At 63.4% G+C, this 13968-nt stretch carries 15 protein-coding genes; 7 read left to right on the top strand and 8 right to left on the bottom strand.

All coding sequences use genetic code 11. The features are described 5' to 3' along the window. The first annotated feature begins 3 nt into the window (after positions 1–3). From pdxA to FJW08_RS23850, 3 genes are all read left to right on the top strand, one after another. Positions 4–1020: a 4-hydroxythreonine-4-phosphate dehydrogenase PdxA gene (gene pdxA / locus FJW08_RS23860; protein WP_181183027.1), complete on the top strand. Its 1017-nt coding sequence runs from the start codon at positions 4–6 to the stop codon at positions 1018–1020. A gap of 25 nt (positions 1021–1045) precedes the next feature. Continuing rightward, positions 1046–1879 carry a 16S rRNA (adenine(1518)-N(6)/adenine(1519)-N(6))-dimethyltransferase RsmA gene (rsmA, locus tag FJW08_RS23855; RefSeq protein WP_140812541.1) on the top strand — a complete coding sequence of 278 codons (834 nt, stop codon included), beginning with the start codon at positions 1046–1048 and terminating at the stop codon, positions 1877–1879. Positions 1880–1947: 68 nt separating this feature from the next. Continuing rightward, a complete protein-coding gene (locus FJW08_RS23850) occupies positions 1948–2241 on the top strand; it encodes a DUF1330 domain-containing protein (protein ID WP_140812540.1) in 294 nt (97 codons plus the stop codon). Positions 2242–2247: 6 nt separating this feature from the next. Here FJW08_RS23850 and gmk read toward each other — a convergent pair whose 3' ends face one another. From gmk to mltG, 3 genes are all read right to left on the bottom strand, one after another. After that, positions 2248–2904 (bottom strand): guanylate kinase, encoded by a 657-nt coding sequence (gene gmk / locus FJW08_RS23845; protein WP_140812584.1) that lies wholly within the window; start codon positions 2902–2904, stop codon positions 2248–2250. Positions 2905–2925: 21 nt separating this feature from the next. After that, positions 2926–3816 (bottom strand): YicC/YloC family endoribonuclease, encoded by an 891-nt coding sequence (locus tag FJW08_RS23840; RefSeq protein ID WP_140812539.1) that lies wholly within the window; start codon positions 3814–3816, stop codon positions 2926–2928. A 154-nt stretch (positions 3817–3970) separates the two neighbouring features. Further along, entirely contained in the window at positions 3971–5089 is a 1119-nt protein-coding gene (gene mltG / locus FJW08_RS23835) for an endolytic transglycosylase MltG (RefSeq protein WP_246682524.1), read from the bottom strand. Between mltG and FJW08_RS33055 the strand changes: the two genes are divergently transcribed. Further along, on the top strand, positions 5088–5357 hold the full coding sequence (locus FJW08_RS33055) for a hypothetical protein (RefSeq protein ID WP_224612028.1): 270 nt from the start codon (positions 5088–5090) through the stop codon (positions 5355–5357). The genes mltG and FJW08_RS33055 overlap by 2 nt on opposite strands. Here FJW08_RS33055 and fabF read toward each other — a convergent pair. The 4 genes from fabF to fabD form a co-directional block, all read right to left on the bottom strand. Next, positions 5345–6607: a beta-ketoacyl-ACP synthase II gene (gene fabF, locus FJW08_RS23830; RefSeq protein WP_140762056.1), complete on the bottom strand. Its 1263-nt coding sequence runs from the start codon at positions 6605–6607 to the stop codon at positions 5345–5347. The genes FJW08_RS33055 and fabF overlap by 13 nt on opposite strands. Before the next feature lie 34 nt (positions 6608–6641). Then, complete coding sequence (locus tag FJW08_RS23825) at positions 6642–6878, bottom strand: acyl carrier protein (protein WP_006203723.1); 237 nt, start codon at positions 6876–6878, stop codon at positions 6642–6644. Positions 6879–7089: 211 nt separating this feature from the next. Then, positions 7090–7827 (bottom strand): 3-oxoacyl-[acyl-carrier-protein] reductase, encoded by a 738-nt coding sequence (gene fabG, locus FJW08_RS23820; protein WP_140762058.1) that lies wholly within the window; start codon positions 7825–7827, stop codon positions 7090–7092. Positions 7828–7884: 57 nt separating this feature from the next. Beyond that, the gene (gene fabD / locus FJW08_RS23815; RefSeq protein ID WP_140762061.1) at positions 7885–8826 is read right to left on the bottom strand and encodes an ACP S-malonyltransferase; all 942 of its coding nucleotides are present in this window, start codon (positions 8824–8826) and stop codon (positions 7885–7887) included. Positions 8827–9069: 243 nt separating this feature from the next. Between fabD and FJW08_RS23810 the strand changes: the two genes are divergently transcribed. Continuing rightward, a complete protein-coding gene (locus FJW08_RS23810) occupies positions 9070–11031 on the top strand; it encodes an LTA synthase family protein (protein ID WP_140812537.1) in 1962 nt (653 codons plus the stop codon). A 43-nt stretch (positions 11032–11074) separates the two neighbouring features. On the opposite strand, the gene FJW08_RS23805 is transcribed toward FJW08_RS23810, so the two are convergent. Next, positions 11075–12715 carry a pilus assembly protein gene (locus FJW08_RS23805; protein WP_140812536.1) on the bottom strand — a complete coding sequence of 547 codons (1641 nt, stop codon included), beginning with the start codon at positions 12713–12715 and terminating at the stop codon, positions 11075–11077. 464 nt (positions 12716–13179) lie between these two features. Between FJW08_RS23805 and rpsF the strand changes: the two genes are divergently transcribed. Then, the gene (rpsF, locus tag FJW08_RS23800) at positions 13180–13668 is read left to right on the top strand and encodes a 30S ribosomal protein S6 (RefSeq protein WP_015318508.1); all 489 of its coding nucleotides are present in this window, start codon (positions 13180–13182) and stop codon (positions 13666–13668) included. Further along, positions 13668–13916, top strand: coding sequence for a 30S ribosomal protein S18 (rpsR, locus tag FJW08_RS23795; protein ID WP_006203718.1), 249 nt, complete (start codon positions 13668–13670; stop codon positions 13914–13916). The genes rpsF and rpsR overlap by 1 nt, the downstream gene beginning before the upstream one ends. The last annotated feature ends 52 nt before the right edge of the window (positions 13917–13968 follow it).

Genomic DNA, 13968 nt, shown 5'->3' with positions numbered 1-13968 from the left:
GCGATGACCGCGCTGGCGTTGAGCGTCGGCGATCCGTCCGGTATCGGCCCTGAGATCGCCATCGCCGCCTTCCTTGCGCGCAACGCCGTCGGCTTGCCCCCCTTCTACCTGCTGGCCGACCCGGCCGTGGTCGCCTCTCGCGCACGCCACCTGGGCGTCTCACTGCCTGTCGAGGAGGTGATGCCGGTGCAGGCGATCGAGGTCTTTGGCCGTGCCTTGCCGATCGTTCCCCTGACGGCGCGCTTCATCGACAGCCCCGGCCGACCCGACCCGGCCAACGCAGCCGGCACCATCGAGGCGATAGACCGCGCGGTCGCCGCCTGCCTTGCCGGCGAGGCCGCGGCCGTGGTGACCTGCCCGATTGCCAAGAAACCGCTCTACGATGCCGGCTTCCGTTTTCCCGGCCATACCGAATATCTGGCGCATCTGGCTGCTCGGCACAGCGGCCTCGAGGCGATGCCGGTGATGATGCTGGCAGGTCCCGACTTGCGCACGGTTCCCGTCACCATCCACATCGCTCTGGCCGAGGTGCCGAAGGCCCTGACCACCGAATTGATCGTCGCGACCGCGCGCATCACCGCGGCCGACCTTGCCAACCGCTTCGGCATCGCCAAGCCGCGGCTCGCCATTGCCGGCCTCAATCCGCATGCCGGCGAAGGCGGCTCCATGGGCCTGGAAGACGAGCATATCGTGCGCCCGGCGGTCGACATCCTGCGCGCTGAAGGCATCGATGCTTTCGGCCCCCTGCCCGCCGACACCTTGTTCCATGCCCGGGCGCGGGCGGGCTACGACGTGGCACTTTGCATGTATCACGACCAGGCATTGATCCCGGCCAAGGCGCTGGCCTTCGACGAGGCGGTCAACGTCACGCTGGGCCTGCCCTTCATCCGCACCTCGCCCGACCACGGCACCGCCTTCGACATCGCCGGCAAGGGCGTGGCGCGACCCGACAGCCTGATCGCGGCGCTGAAGCTCGCCAGAAACCTCGCCGACATCGACGCAAAGGCCGTCGCCGCATGAGTGCTTCCGCTTCCGGTCTTCGCGCATGAGCATCGATGGGCTGCCGCCGTTGCGCGACGTCATCGAGCGCCATGGGCTGCAGGCGAAGAAGGCGCTCGGCCAGAACTTCCTGCTCGATCTCAATTTGACCGGCAAGATCGCACGCAGCGCCGGCGACCTGACAAATGCCACGGTGATCGAGGTCGGGCCTGGGCCTGGAGGGCTGACAAGGGCGCTGCTATCGAACGGCGCCCGCCGGGTCGTCGCCATCGAGCGCGACGAACGCTGCCTGGCAGCGCTCGCCGAAGTCTCGGCTCATTACCCCGGTCGGCTGGAGGTGATTTCGGGCGACGCGCTGAAGACCGACTTCGCCGCCCTCGCCTCGGGGGCCGACCACGGTCCTGTCCGGATCGTAGCCAATCTGCCCTACAACATCGGCACCGAACTGCTGGTCCGATGGCTGACGGTTCCGGACTGGCCGCCCTTCTACGCCTCGATGACGCTGATGTTCCAGCGTGAAGTCGCCCAGCGCATCGTCGCGGCACCCGACAGCGATGCCTATGGCAGGCTGGGTGTGCTCGCCGGTTGGCGCACGCAGGCCAGAATCGCCTTCGACGTCCCGCCCCAGGCCTTCACGCCACCACCCAAGGTCACCTCTTCGGTGGTGCACCTGGAGCCGCGCACGACACCGCTGCCCGCCGATGTGAAGAAACTCGGCCGGGTCACGGAAGCCGCCTTCGGCCAACGCCGGAAGATGCTGCGGCAGAGCGTGAAAAGCCTCGGCGGCGAGGCCTTGCTCGAACGAGCGGGGATCGACCCGACGCGCAGGGCGGAAACACTCAGCGTCGAGGAGTTCGTGCGGCTGACGAATGCGGTCTAGCGCCGGCAAGTCTGGAATTGCCACGATCAAGACATAGGTAGTCTGGCGAACATGCCGGAGAACCAAGAATGCCCGCCTATGTCATTTCCGATGTCACGGTCCGCGACGAAGAGGCGTTGCAGACATACCGCTCCCGCGCCGCGGCCTCGATCGCCCGGTATGGCGGGCGCTATCTGGTGCGCGGCGGTCAGGTGCAGACGCTGGAGGGTGAGTGGCATCCGGAGCTGCTGATCGTCGTCGAATTTCCTGACATCGAGCAAGCACGGCGCTGGTACGCATCCGCCGAATATGCGACGGCGCTGGAGGTGCGCGATGCCGCGCTCGACCGACGTCTGATCCTGGTCGACGGCATGGCGCCCTGACGCCAGTCAGACGGTTTTTTCGTCCAACAATCCCGACACGAAATCGAACAGACCGGGCCGGCGGTCGCGCCGCAGCCGCTCGGCCACGACGATACCGCGCACTTCTGCGAAGGCGCGGTCGAGATCGTCATTGACGATGACGAAATCATATTCCTTCCAGTGCTCGATCTCATTGCGGGCGTTCTTCAGCCGCGTCTCGATCACCGTCTCCTGGTCCTCGGCGCGGCGCTTCAGCCGCGCCTTCAATTCCTTCATGGACGGAGGCAGGATGAAGATCGAGACGATGTCGGCACGCATCTTCTCCTTGAGCTGCTGAGCGCCCTGCCAGTCGATGTCGAACAGCATGTCGCGCCCCTGGGCCAGCGCCAGTTCGGCCGGCTCGCGCGGTGTCGCATAGCAATTGCCGTGCACCTCCGCCCATTCGAGCAGCGCGTCGGAATCGCGCAACCGCTCGAATTCGCGCATCGTGCGGAAGTGATAGTGAACGCCCTCGATTTCCGAGCCGCGGCGCGGCCTTGTGGTGACCGAGACCGACAATTCGAGGCTTGAATCGCTCTCCAGAAGATTGCGCGCGATCGTCGACTTGCCGGCACCCGATGGTGACGACAGGACGAGCATCAACCCCCGGCGGCGGATGCGGGACCCCAAATCCCTGGGAACCATCGGTTCCTTGGCAACCATCGGCTACTCCAGATTCTGGACCTGTTCACGGAACTGGTCGACCACGGCCTTCAATTCCAGCCCGATCGCTGTGACCGCCGCGGCGTTCGACTTAGAGCACAGCGTATTTGATTCGCGGTTAAATTCCTGTGCCAGAAAATCGAGTTTGCGGCCGACGGCGCCGCCACCCACGAGCAAGGTCCGGCCAGACGCGACATGCGTCTTCAGCCGGTCTATCTCTTCGCGAATATCGGCCTTGGTGGCAAGGAACGCCGCCTCCATGTGCAGCCGGCTTGCATCCAGATTGGCGGATGCGTCCATCAGCAGCCTGACCTGCTCGGCGATGCGTTCGCGGATCGCCGCCGTATCGCGTGACGGGTCGGCTTCCGCGCGCAGGGTCAGTGTCTCGATGGTGTCGATATGGCCGGACAAAAGCAGGGCCAGCGCGGCGCCCTCGCCCTGGCGGGCCTGTTCCAGATCGTTCAGCGCCGCGTCGAGCGCGCCTATGATGGCGGTGTCGAGCACGGCCCGCACCTTTTCGGTTTCGATGGTTTCGGCAACGTCGAGCACACCACGCAGCGACAGCAATCCATCAGCCGTCGCGGGCGCAACGCCGAACTGTTCCTGCAGCCGCTTGGCCAGGCCGGCGAGATCTTTCAGAAACGCCTCGTTGACGATGGGTTGCGCCTGCGCGCCGGCGGCGCGGCCGATGGTCAGCGTCGCCTGGAAATTGCCGCGCGCGAAACGCTTCTGCAGCGTTTGCCTGACTACAGGCTCCAACCGCTCGAACCCCTGCGGCAGCCGCAGCCGCACCTCGACGCTCTTGCCATTGACGGATTTGACCTCCCAGGCAATCGAGGTGCCGTCATGCTCGGCGACGGCCCGCGCAAAACCGGTCATGCTCTGCAAATTCATGTCGCCTGCACATCCCTGAAGCCTCACCCCAAACCGGTTTTCCGGAGGGGCAAGCGCGGCTTAAAATGACCACGCCGCGAATGCGTCGAAATCGGACGCCTGGCGTTCTTTCAAATGTCAGGCTGTCGCCTTCCAGGCAACGCCTTTCTTCACCTTACTGGGCCGCGCCGGCATCACCGCCGGCATCGCCATTGTCGCCACCGGTACCATCGCTGCCGTCGACAGGCTTATCTGCTGCTGCTGCAGGCTTGTCGGCACTGCCGCTGGTGCCGGCGGCAGCGGCTGCCTTGGCTGCTTCATCGGCCTGCTTCTTCTGCAGCGCGCGATAGCGGGCGACGTTTTCATTATGCTCGTTGAGGGTCGAGGCAAAGACGTGGCCGCCCGTGCCGTCGGCGACGAAATAGAGATCGTCGGTCTTCGACGGATTGGCCACGGCCTCGAGGGCCGCGCGGCCCGGATTGGCGATAGGCGTCGGCGGCAGGCCGCTGATGACATAGGTGTTGTAAGGCGTCTGCTTTTGGATGTCGGACTGGTAGATGGGGCGGTCCGCCGGCTTGCCCTTGCCGCCAAACAAACCATAGATGATAGTCGGATCGGACTGCAGGCGCATGCCCTTGGCCAACCGGTTCAGGAAGACGGCGGCCACGCGTGAGCGTTCATCGCCCTTGCCGGTTTCCTTCTCGACGATAGAGGCCAGGGTGACAAAGTCCTCGACGTTGGCCAGGGGCAGATCCGGCGCGCGCCGCTGCCAAACCTCATCGACCAGTTTCTTCTGATCGGCGAGCAGCTTGTCGACCATCTGCTGACGCGTCGCACCACGCGTGAAGCGCAGCGTGTCGGTGGCAAGGCTGCCCTCGGGGGGCGTCTTCGCCGGCATGTCGCCGCTCAGGGCGGGTTCTTCGGCGATGCGCTGCAAGGCCTGCTCGACCGTCAGCCCTTCCGGAACCGTCAGCGAGTACATCACCGACTTGCCGCTCTTCAGGAGTTCCATGATGTCGCGCATGGATGCCCTGGGCTTGATCTCGTATTCGCCGGCCTTGAGCGCGGAATCGTTGCCGAAGGCACGCACCCCGAGGCGGAATACGCGCGCGTCGCTGATCAGTCCGCGGCGCTCAAGCTGGTCGGCGATGTCCTGGACGCCGGTGTTGGGCTTGACGAGGAAGGTGTCGCCATTGGCGGATGGGCCGGGTTCGGTAAACTCCTGCTTGCCGAAATAGAGGGCCATGCCCGCCGCCAGAACCATCAGCACCACCAAGGAGATGACGAAGTTCATGAACACGACGATCTGGCTGCGCGAAGCGCGCGACCGTTTCGGCGGCGGCGTTCCGGCCTCCGGCCGCAGCGCCTCGCTGGCTGTCTTCGGCACGATCGGCCCGGTGTTCGCCGGCCTTTGCCCGAATTCTCCGTTGCCTGACGGATTTGTGTTCATTTCGCCCTACCGTTTGATCTCTCAACGAATCCCCTGCGGCAGAGTAGGGGCGAATATGGCAAAATTGACGACACGCCAAAGCATCGCCCGGCAGCTCGGTCAGCCATTATAACGCTGGAAGACGAGCGAAGCGTTGGTGCCGCCGAAGCCGAAGGAATTGGACAGGGCCACGTCGATCTGGCGGGCGCGTGGCTTGTTCGGCACCAGGTCGATCGCGGTTTCGCGCTCGGGATTGTCCAGGTTGATGGTCGCCGGTGCAATATTGTCGCGGATGGCGAGGATCGAAAAGATCGCTTCGGCCGCGCCCGCCGCTCCCAGCAGATGGCCGATCGACGACTTGGTCGACGACATCGAAATCTTGGACGCCGCATTGCCGACCAGCCGCTCGACGGCGCCGAGTTCGATCGTGTCGGCCATGGTCGAGGTGCCGTGCGCATTGATGTAATCGACGTCGGCTGGCGTAAGCTTTGCCCGGTTCAGCGCCGCCGTCATGCAACGGAACGCCCCGTCGCCATCTTCGGCCGGTGCGGTGATGTGATAAGCGTCGCCGGTCAGACCGTAGCCGATCACCTCGGCATAGATCTTGGCGCCGCGCGCCTTGGCGTGCTCGAGTTCCTCCAGCACGACGACACCGGCGCCCTCGCCCATGACGAAGCCGTCGCGGTCTCGGTCGTAGGGCCGCGAGGCGGTTTGCGGGGCATCGTTGCGTTCGGTCGAGAGTGCCCGGCAGGCGGCGAAGCCGGCGAGCGACAGCCGGGTCACCGGCGATTCGGCGCCGCCAGCCAGCATGATGTCGGCATCGCCGAAGATGATCAGCCGGGCGGCGTCGCCAATGGCGTGCGCGCCGGTCGAGCAAGCGGTGACGACAGCGTGGTTGGGGCCTTTCAATCCGTGCCGGATCGAAACCTGGCCCGATACGAGATTGATGATGTTTCCGGGAATGAAGAACGGGCTGATGCGGCGCGGGCCGCGTTCCTTGAGGATGATCGCGTTCTCGGCGATGCCCTCAAGGCCGCCGATGCCGGAGCCGATCAGCACACCGGTGGCGCAACGCTCCTCTTCGGTTGAAGGCTTCCAGCCGGAATCCTTCAACGCTTCATCGGCGGCCGCGATCCCATACAGGATGAAGTCGCCGATCTTGCGAAGTTCCTTCGGCTCGAGAATGGCTTCGGGATTGAGCGTGCCGTTGGAGCCGTCGCCACGCGGAATGACGTGGGCGATCTTGCAGGCAAGATCGTCCACCTCGAACTCGGTGACGCGTTTGGCAGCGCTGCGGCCGGTCAGCAGTTCCTTCCAGCCGTGCTCGAAGCCCATACCGAACGGCGAAACCAGGCCAAGGCCCGTTACGACGACACGCCTCATCGCAGGTCCTCCCCAGTGATGACTGCGGAAAGCGTCAGGCCGAAGCCTTGTCGATGTACTTCACCGCATCGCCGACCGTCAGAATGGTCTCGGCTGCGTCGTCGGGGATCTCGACGCCGAATTCTTCTTCGAACGCCATGACGAGTTCAACCGTGTCGAGGCTGTCAGCGCCCAGATCATCGATGAAGCTCGCCTGCTCCGTCACTTTGTCGGCATCGACGCCAAGGTGTTCGATGACGATCTTCTTGACGCGCTCTGCGGTGTCACTCATTTGGGGCATCCTCGTCTTTTGTTTGTCTGTCTTCGTTAGCGGGCGGAATGCCGCTAATCAAGCTGAAAGATGGTCCTGCCGGTAACGCAACGGCCACGGACCGGTTTTGCCCGAACCGCCGGGTTGCGGGCCGCATTACACGAAAAATAGCCGAGGTCCAAGCCGAAATGGTGGGTTTTCACAGCACGGCGATAATGCTGCCGAACCTCGCTCAGATCATCGCCATGCCGCCATTCACGTGAATGGTCTGCCCGGTTACGTAGGCGGCCTCGTTCGAAGCCAGATAGGCAACGGCGGACGCCACTTCGGCACTGGTGCCCATGCGCTTGGTGGGGATCGCCGCCATGATCGCCTCTTTCTGCTTGTCGTTGAGCTTGTCGGTCATCGCCGATTCGATGAAGCCCGGAGCGACGCAGTTGACGGTGATGTTGCGGGTGGCGATCTCCTGCGCCAGCGATTTGGACAAGCCGATCATTCCGGCCTTGGAGGCGCAGTAGTTCGCCTGGCCAGGATTGCCGGTCACCCCGACCACCGAAGTGATGTTGATGATGCGGCCATGGCGGCGGCGCATCATCGGGTGGGTCAGTTCACGGGTCAGCCGGAAAACGGCGGCGAGATTGACCTCCAGCACCGTATCCCAGTCGGCGTCCGACATGCGCACGAACAGGCCGTCCTTGGTGATGCCGGCATTGTTGACCAGGATGTCGACGCCCTCGAGATCGGCCTCCGCCTTCTGGCCGAGTGCCTTGACCTCGTCGCGGTTCGACAGGTTGGCCGGGAACAGCTTGACCCGGTCGCCCAGTTCGGAGGCCAGCGTCTCCAGTTTCTCGACGCGCGTGCCGTGCAGGCCGACGATCGCGCCCTGTGCATGCAGCACCCTGGCGATCGCCTCGCCGATGCCCCCCGATGCGCCGGTGACAAGCGCCTTGCGGCCGGTCAATTCGAACATTTTTGTCTCCAGGTTGAGAAGAGGGCACCCCATATAGGGATGGTATCAAATGGCGTTTTATGCAAGCGCCGCCAATGCCGCCTCGACCTCGGCCGCGGAACCTACAGAGGCGGTGGCGATGTCGCGGTTGATGCGACGAGCCAGTCCCGAAAGCACCTTGCCGGCGCCGATCTCGTAAAGCGTCGAGACACCGTTGGCGCCGAACCATTCCACAGTTTCGCGCCAACGCACGCGACCGGTCACCTGCTCGACCAGACGCCGGGCGATTTCGTCGGGATCGGTCGACGGCTGTACCGATACGTTGGAAAGGACGGGAACGACTGGCGCAGTCTTTGCCACGCCGGCAAGAGCCTCGCGCATGACGTTGGCCGCAGGTGCCATCAGCGCGGAATGGAAGGGCGCCGACACTTGCAGCATCAGCGCCCGTTTGGCGCCCTTTTCGGTACACAGTTTCGCTGCCAGTTCAACCGCGGCCTTCGCACCTGAGATGACCAGCTGGCCGCCGCCATTGTCGTTGGCGATCTGGCAAATCGAGCCCTTTGCGGCCTCGGCACAGGCTGCTTCGACATCGGCCTGCTCCAACCCGATGATCGCCGCCATGGCGCCCTCGCCGGCCGGCACCGCTGCCTGCATCGCGTTGCCGCGAATGCGCAGCAGACGGGCGGCATCGCCAACAGAAACGAAGCCGGCGGCGGCGAGTGCCGAATATTCGCCCAGCGAATGGCCGGCGACATAGGCGACCTTGTCGTTCAGCGAGAAACCGCGCGCTTCCAGCGCCCTGATCGCCGCCAGCGACACCGCCATCAGCGCCGGCTGCGCGTTGGCTGTCAGCGTCAAGGTCTCTTCGGGACCTTCCCAGATCAGCTTCGACAGGTTTTCGCCGAGCGCGTCGTCGACTTCCTGGAAAATCCTGCGTGCCTCGGGAAAGGCATCGGCGAGATCCTTGCCCATGCCGACAGCCTGGCTGCCTTGTCCCGGAAAGGTGAATGCAACGGCCATGCGAGGGCTCCCCAAACTGGTTTTGCTTGCCTGATACTACGAATTTTCCCTGCCTGTGACGCAAGGCAGCCTGCCAAGTCAAGCCACTTCAGCCCATGCCGAACGCCGTATCCGCGCGCGCGTGCCTGTTCCAAAAGGCTTTTTGGCGATCACACCTGATGAAAACCGCTCACGAATCGTTTGCTGGCTCTTCTTATTTCCGCCACAGGCGCTAGCCTTGCGTGACAATTATATGACAATCGAATGACGTGGGTCGTCTTTGGGTGGGAAGTTAAAGTGGCAAAGAGTTTCAAACGTACCGGCAACGCCGCGCCGCAATTCCTGGAAGACGATCCGTCCACGGGCTATCTGCCGGGCCGGAAATGGCCGGTCGTCCGCTACGGACTGATCAGCCTGGCGATCTCGGCCGTCCTGGTGTTCGCCATCGAACTGATCGTGCGGGGTGATGTCGCCGGCACCGTTTTCTTCTTCCTGCAGCCGCTCAAGCCCGGCTGGACCACCATCGTCGTGTTCGCGCTGATCCTGATCGGTCTGGATGCCGTGCTCGGCCGCAGTCATCAAAGCCTGATGATCGTGGCGCCGCTGACCCTGTCGCTGGCCTTTGTCGGCCACCAGAAATCGCATTATCTCGGCGATCCGCTCTACCCTACCGATTTTCTCTATGCCCGCCAGATCTTCGCCTTGCTGCCGCTCCTAGTGCGCGACCGGCCGATGACCGCGCTCGCCATGGTCGTGGGCATCGTCGCCGGCCTTTCCCTGCTCGTCTACGGCTGGCGCCTTTGGCGCCGCAAGGTTCCGGCCCTCAGCCACAAGGGCCGCCTTGCCCGGCTGACGCTGGCGGTGCCGCTGCTCGCCTTCTTCGTCTCGATCATGGACTACGCCACTTTCTCGTGGACCAGGGACCGGCTGCAGATCATCCCCATCATGTGGGACCAGAAGGAAAACTATGCCTCCAACGGCTTTGCGCTCGCCTTCGCGCTCAACGTGCCGATGGCGCATGTCTCGGCCCCGCCAGGCTATTCCGACAAGGCTATTGCGGCCATTGACCGAACCAATGTGACCGCCTCGGTGCCGGCCCAGAAGCCAGACATCATCGTCGTCATGAGCGAATCCTTCTGGGATCCTACCAAGCTGCCCGGCGTCACCATCACCCCCGATCCGATGCCCAATGTGCGGGCGCTTCGGTCGGGTTCGATGTTCTCGCCTGAATTCGGCGGCATGACCGCCAATATCGAATTCGAGGCGCTGACCGGCTTTTCCAATGCATTCCTGCCGGCCGGCAGCATCCCCTACCAGCAATATGTGCGCACCCCGACACCGTCGATGGCGACCTTCCTGAAGAGCGAAGGCTATAAGGCGCGCGCCATCCATCCAGGCACCAACTGGTTCTGGAATCGCGGCGCGGTCTATGCCGATTTCGGTTTCAACGACTTCAAATCGGAAGAGACGCTGCCGCCCATGCAAAAGCGCGGACCGCTGGCATCCGACGCCGCGATGACCGACGAAATCATCCGCGAAGCCGATGCCAGCGACGACCCCGTGTTTTTCTTCGCGGTCAGCCTGCAGAACCACGGCCCCTATGAACCGAGACGTTATTCCAACCCGACCCACTCGGTGCAAGCCCCGATCAGCCAGTGGGCGCGTGAGTCGCTGCTCTCCTATGCCGAGGGTTCAGCCGACGCGGACCACGGCCTCGAACGGCTGGTCGAATGGGCCAAGACGCGCGAGCGGCCGACGATTGTCGTCTTTTTCGGCGACCATCTGCCGCCACTTGGACCGGTCTATGTCGAGACCGGCTTCCTGAAGGACAACGTCGCGCCCCGCAAGGAACCGACACCGGAGGCGGCTCTCGAACATCACGCGACACCGCTGATCATCTGGTCGAACCGTTCTGGCCCGGTCGAGAATCTGGGGACGGTGAGCCCTGCCTTCCTGCCCTATCATATCCTGACCGCGGCGGGCATCACCCACCCTTACTACACCGGTTTCCTGGGCGAGATGCGGGAGCGCTATCGCGTTGTCGACCGCAACCTGCTGCTCACGCCGACGGGCGAGGCCACGTCCGACTGGGCGCGGCAGAACGAGATCGACCCGGCGATCCGCGATTTCCGGCTGATCCAGTACGACATGATGTTCGGCAAGCGCCATGCGGCGCCCGACTTCTTCCCCGAGACGGTCGGAAAGGTTGTCGCCCATACGAGCTGAGGGGCTCGATCCCCTCAGCAATGCGCGCTCTCGGTATCGGTGCTCAATTCGTCAGTTGCAGCTTCGAGAACTTGTTGGCGATCTGCAGAAAAACGTTCGGCAGCTTGGCCGGGTCGTTGACGGCATAATAATCGCTCGGGTCGGAAGCGCAGGCGCTGTAAAGCGTACGGTTTGCGGCGGTGTCGGCCTGTAGCACCATCGTATAGATTTGCACTCCCTCGTTCTTCAACTGCGTGCAGACGCTCTTGGTCCAGCCGTCGACATTGCGGGCCGCCGTCGCCTGGTTATCCGACCCGAAGCGGCCACCCGCCAGATAGCCATAGGATGTGTAGTCGGACTTCGTCGGCTGTTCATCACTGGCGCCATAGACGACATTCTCACCGTCGGTGAGCAACAGCACGATCTTGCTGATGCCAGGCGTCTTGAACGGCGCACCGCCGGTATAGGGCGCGCCGGGCGAGAGCACCCGCATGCCCCAGGACAGCCCTTCCGACACATTGGTGCCGGAGCCGTTCCACTCCATCATCTGGCTCGCTGCCTTGCGCAATTTGTCGAAATCGTCAGTCAGCGGGACGATGGGGGTCGGGCAGGAACGGTTGGGACCAACGGTGATCGCGGTGCCGGTTTCGGTGACGATCTGGTTGGTTGACGCGACGTATTTGGCGACCTTTTCGAGGTCCTCACGCAGCAATGCGTCGAGCACGCCGCCAAGCAGACCGCTGAGGTCGATGCCAAGAATATTGACACCGGGCTGCTTGAGCTTGTCCTTGTTGATGGTGTCGTCGAGATAGGAGTTGTTGTAGCCGGTGGCTGAGTTGCCATAGGAGGCCGACGGCTTGGTAGCGGACGACGGATCGTCGGGGGCGAAATAAGGCACGAAGAGCGTGTCGGGCTTGCTTGGATCCGGTGGCGTGTCGGAGATGTTATACGTGCCGGGGCGAGCCTCGACGCACCCTTTCCATCCGGTATCTTTCCACCCGCCCTTCAGCCCCAATTGCTTGAACAGCGCCATGTGGTTCGGGCGCTTGCCGTCGATGATGGGGAAGTTGATGCCGTTGGTCGAGGATTTGCCGTCCATGTCGATCCAGGACGGGTCGAACCCGTCGCCATTGACATTGACGGCCGTGACGAAGGGAACCAGTGAGGCACGGACCTGGCGCGTCGGCGATTTTGTCGATTCGAGGGTGTCGAGCAATGATTTGGTCGCGGCCCTGAGCGCCGTCATGCGGGCGCCGTGCATCGAGCCGGTATTGTCCAGCACCAGCACGACTTCGAGCTGGTTGTTCGATTCGACCGCCGAGGCATCGACCACGATGTGCTTGCTCTGGCCGAACAGGAAAGCGAAGTTCAGATTGACGTCGGCCGAGGCGACCGCCTTGGTCTTGATGAAATTGACGCCCTTGTCGACGGTCAGGGTCGCCTGCGCGTTGACGAGTTCGCCATGGCCAACGATGTTGGCCTGGAAATAGCGGTCGAAGGCGTCGGTGCGGGTAATGTCCAGATCGCCAAGATGCGACGAGGCAAGATTTGCCGCATCGAGCGCATTCTGCAGGTTGCTCTTCGCCCGCATCATGGTCGAGACGTCGGTCGCGAAGGCCACCGCCGACAGAATGGCTGGCAGCCCCAACCCCATCAGAAGCGCGAAATTGCCGCTCTTCGAGCGCCAGAACCTGTTGAGAAGCATCCTTACCCCCGGAAATGCTTGCCGCTTGATATGCGCGGTTGCCCGGTCTTTTGCATGTTGCATGATGAATCGACCGTTGACGGCCGGACTCAACCCGGCGCAAGCTGATATTGTGGTTAAGCGCCGGTTGCCGGGAAAATCGTCAGGTCTTGCCGGCGCCGCTGCTCGATTTTCCGGCGGCTGCGACATCGGGGACGCCGCTTGCCCTTGCTTTATCAGCGGATTGCTGTAAAGACGCCGCCAATCTGCCGGTCCCAGCTGGGGGCTGAACGGAGGGCCGGAGGTTTTTTCTAGAACCTTCGTGTGAAGCCAGAAGCGCTTCCGCCTCCCGTGTCTCCGCTCTCGACCGTCTCGTCATGCTCCTTTCTTCCCCGCACCTTTCGAGGCACATGCGGGTCAGAGAAGTTGCAGAGGCTTTTGCCGCCGGGAACCGGGAGAGAAACGAAGAAAGGCACTGATACATAATGGCTCTTTACGAACATGTGTTTCTTGCCCGGCAGGACCTCTCGCAGCAGCAGGTCGATGCGCTTGTCGAACAGTACAAGGGCGTCATCTCAGCAAATGGCGGGTCCGTCGGCCGGGTCGAGAACTGGGGACTGAAGTCCCTCACCTACCGGGTCAACAAGAACCGGAAGGCATACTACACGCTGATGGACCTCACCTGCCCGCCGGCAGCGCTCAACGAGATGGAGCGCCAGATGGGCCTATCCGAGGACGTGCTGCGTTTCCTGACCATCAAGGTCGAGGCGCATGAGGAAGGCCCTTCGGCCATGATGCAGAAGCGCGAAGAGCGCTCCGAGCGCGGTGGCTTCGGCGATCGCGACCGTGGCGATCGTCCGGCGCGCAGCTTCGGCGACCGCGGCGATCGTGGCCCGCGTTCGTTCGGCGATCGCGAAGGCGGCGACCGTGGTCCGCGCCGTCCGCGCGAAGGTTTTGAAGGGGGTGCAGAATAATGGTCGACATCAACCAGATCCCCACCCGGCGCCCTTTCCATCGCCGCCGCAAGACCTGCCCGTTCTCCGGCGCCAACGCACCGAAGATCGACTACAAGGACGTGCGTCTGCTGCAGCGCTACATTTCCGAGCGCGGCAAGATCGTGCCGTCGCGCATCACCGCCGTCAGCCAGAAGAAGCAGCGCGAGCTCGCCAAGGCGATCAAGCGCGCCCGTTTCCTCGGCCTGCTGCCCTACGTGGTTCGCTAATTCTTCCGAACGGGCGGTTCGCCGCCCGTTCCTTATCACCGGCCATGACGGG

Origin of the sequence: Mesorhizobium sp. B3-2-1 (genome assembly GCF_006439515.1) — a bacterium.
Taxonomy (GTDB): domain Bacteria; phylum Pseudomonadota; class Alphaproteobacteria; order Rhizobiales; family Rhizobiaceae; genus Mesorhizobium.
The sequence above is the reverse complement of the archived record's forward strand: the minus strand, read 5'-3'. Positions and strand labels throughout refer to the sequence as shown.

Bases quoted from the DNA above. Each gene is read 5' to 3' on its own strand.
- pdxA (WP_181183027.1), top strand. From the start codon at position 4: ATGACCGCGCTGGCGTTGAGCGTCGGCGATCCGTCCGGTATCGGCCCT.
- rsmA (WP_140812541.1), top strand. From the start codon at position 1,046: ATGAGCATCGATGGGCTGCCGCCGTTGCGCGACGTCATCGAGCGCCAT.
- FJW08_RS23850 (WP_140812540.1), top strand. From the start codon at position 1,948: ATGCCCGCCTATGTCATTTCCGATGTCACGGTCCGCGACGAAGAGGCG.
- gmk (WP_140812584.1), bottom strand. From the start codon at position 2,904: ATGGTTCCCAGGGATTTGGGGTCCCGCATCCGCCGCCGGGGGTTGATG.
- FJW08_RS23840 (WP_140812539.1), bottom strand. From the start codon at position 3,816: ATGAATTTGCAGAGCATGACCGGTTTTGCGCGGGCCGTCGCCGAGCAT.
- FJW08_RS33055 (WP_224612028.1), top strand. From the start codon at position 5,088: ATGAACACGACGATCTGGCTGCGCGAAGCGCGCGACCGTTTCGGCGGC.
- mltG (WP_246682524.1), bottom strand. From the start codon at position 5,089: ATGAACTTCGTCATCTCCTTGGTGGTGCTGATGGTTCTGGCGGCGGGC.
- fabF (WP_140762056.1), bottom strand. From the start codon at position 6,607: ATGAGGCGTGTCGTCGTAACGGGCCTTGGCCTGGTTTCGCCGTTCGGT.
- FJW08_RS23825 (WP_006203723.1), bottom strand. From the start codon at position 6,878: ATGAGTGACACCGCAGAGCGCGTCAAGAAGATCGTCATCGAACACCTT.
- fabG (WP_140762058.1), bottom strand. From the start codon at position 7,827: ATGTTCGAATTGACCGGCCGCAAGGCGCTTGTCACCGGCGCATCGGGG.
- fabD (WP_140762061.1), bottom strand. From the start codon at position 8,826: ATGGCCGTTGCATTCACCTTTCCGGGACAAGGCAGCCAGGCTGTCGGC.
- FJW08_RS23810 (WP_140812537.1), top strand. From the start codon at position 9,070: ATGACGTGGGTCGTCTTTGGGTGGGAAGTTAAAGTGGCAAAGAGTTTC.
- FJW08_RS23805 (WP_140812536.1), bottom strand. From the start codon at position 12,715: ATGCTTCTCAACAGGTTCTGGCGCTCGAAGAGCGGCAATTTCGCGCTT.
- rpsF (WP_015318508.1), top strand. From the start codon at position 13,180: ATGGCTCTTTACGAACATGTGTTTCTTGCCCGGCAGGACCTCTCGCAG.
- rpsR (WP_006203718.1), top strand. From the start codon at position 13,668: ATGGTCGACATCAACCAGATCCCCACCCGGCGCCCTTTCCATCGCCGC.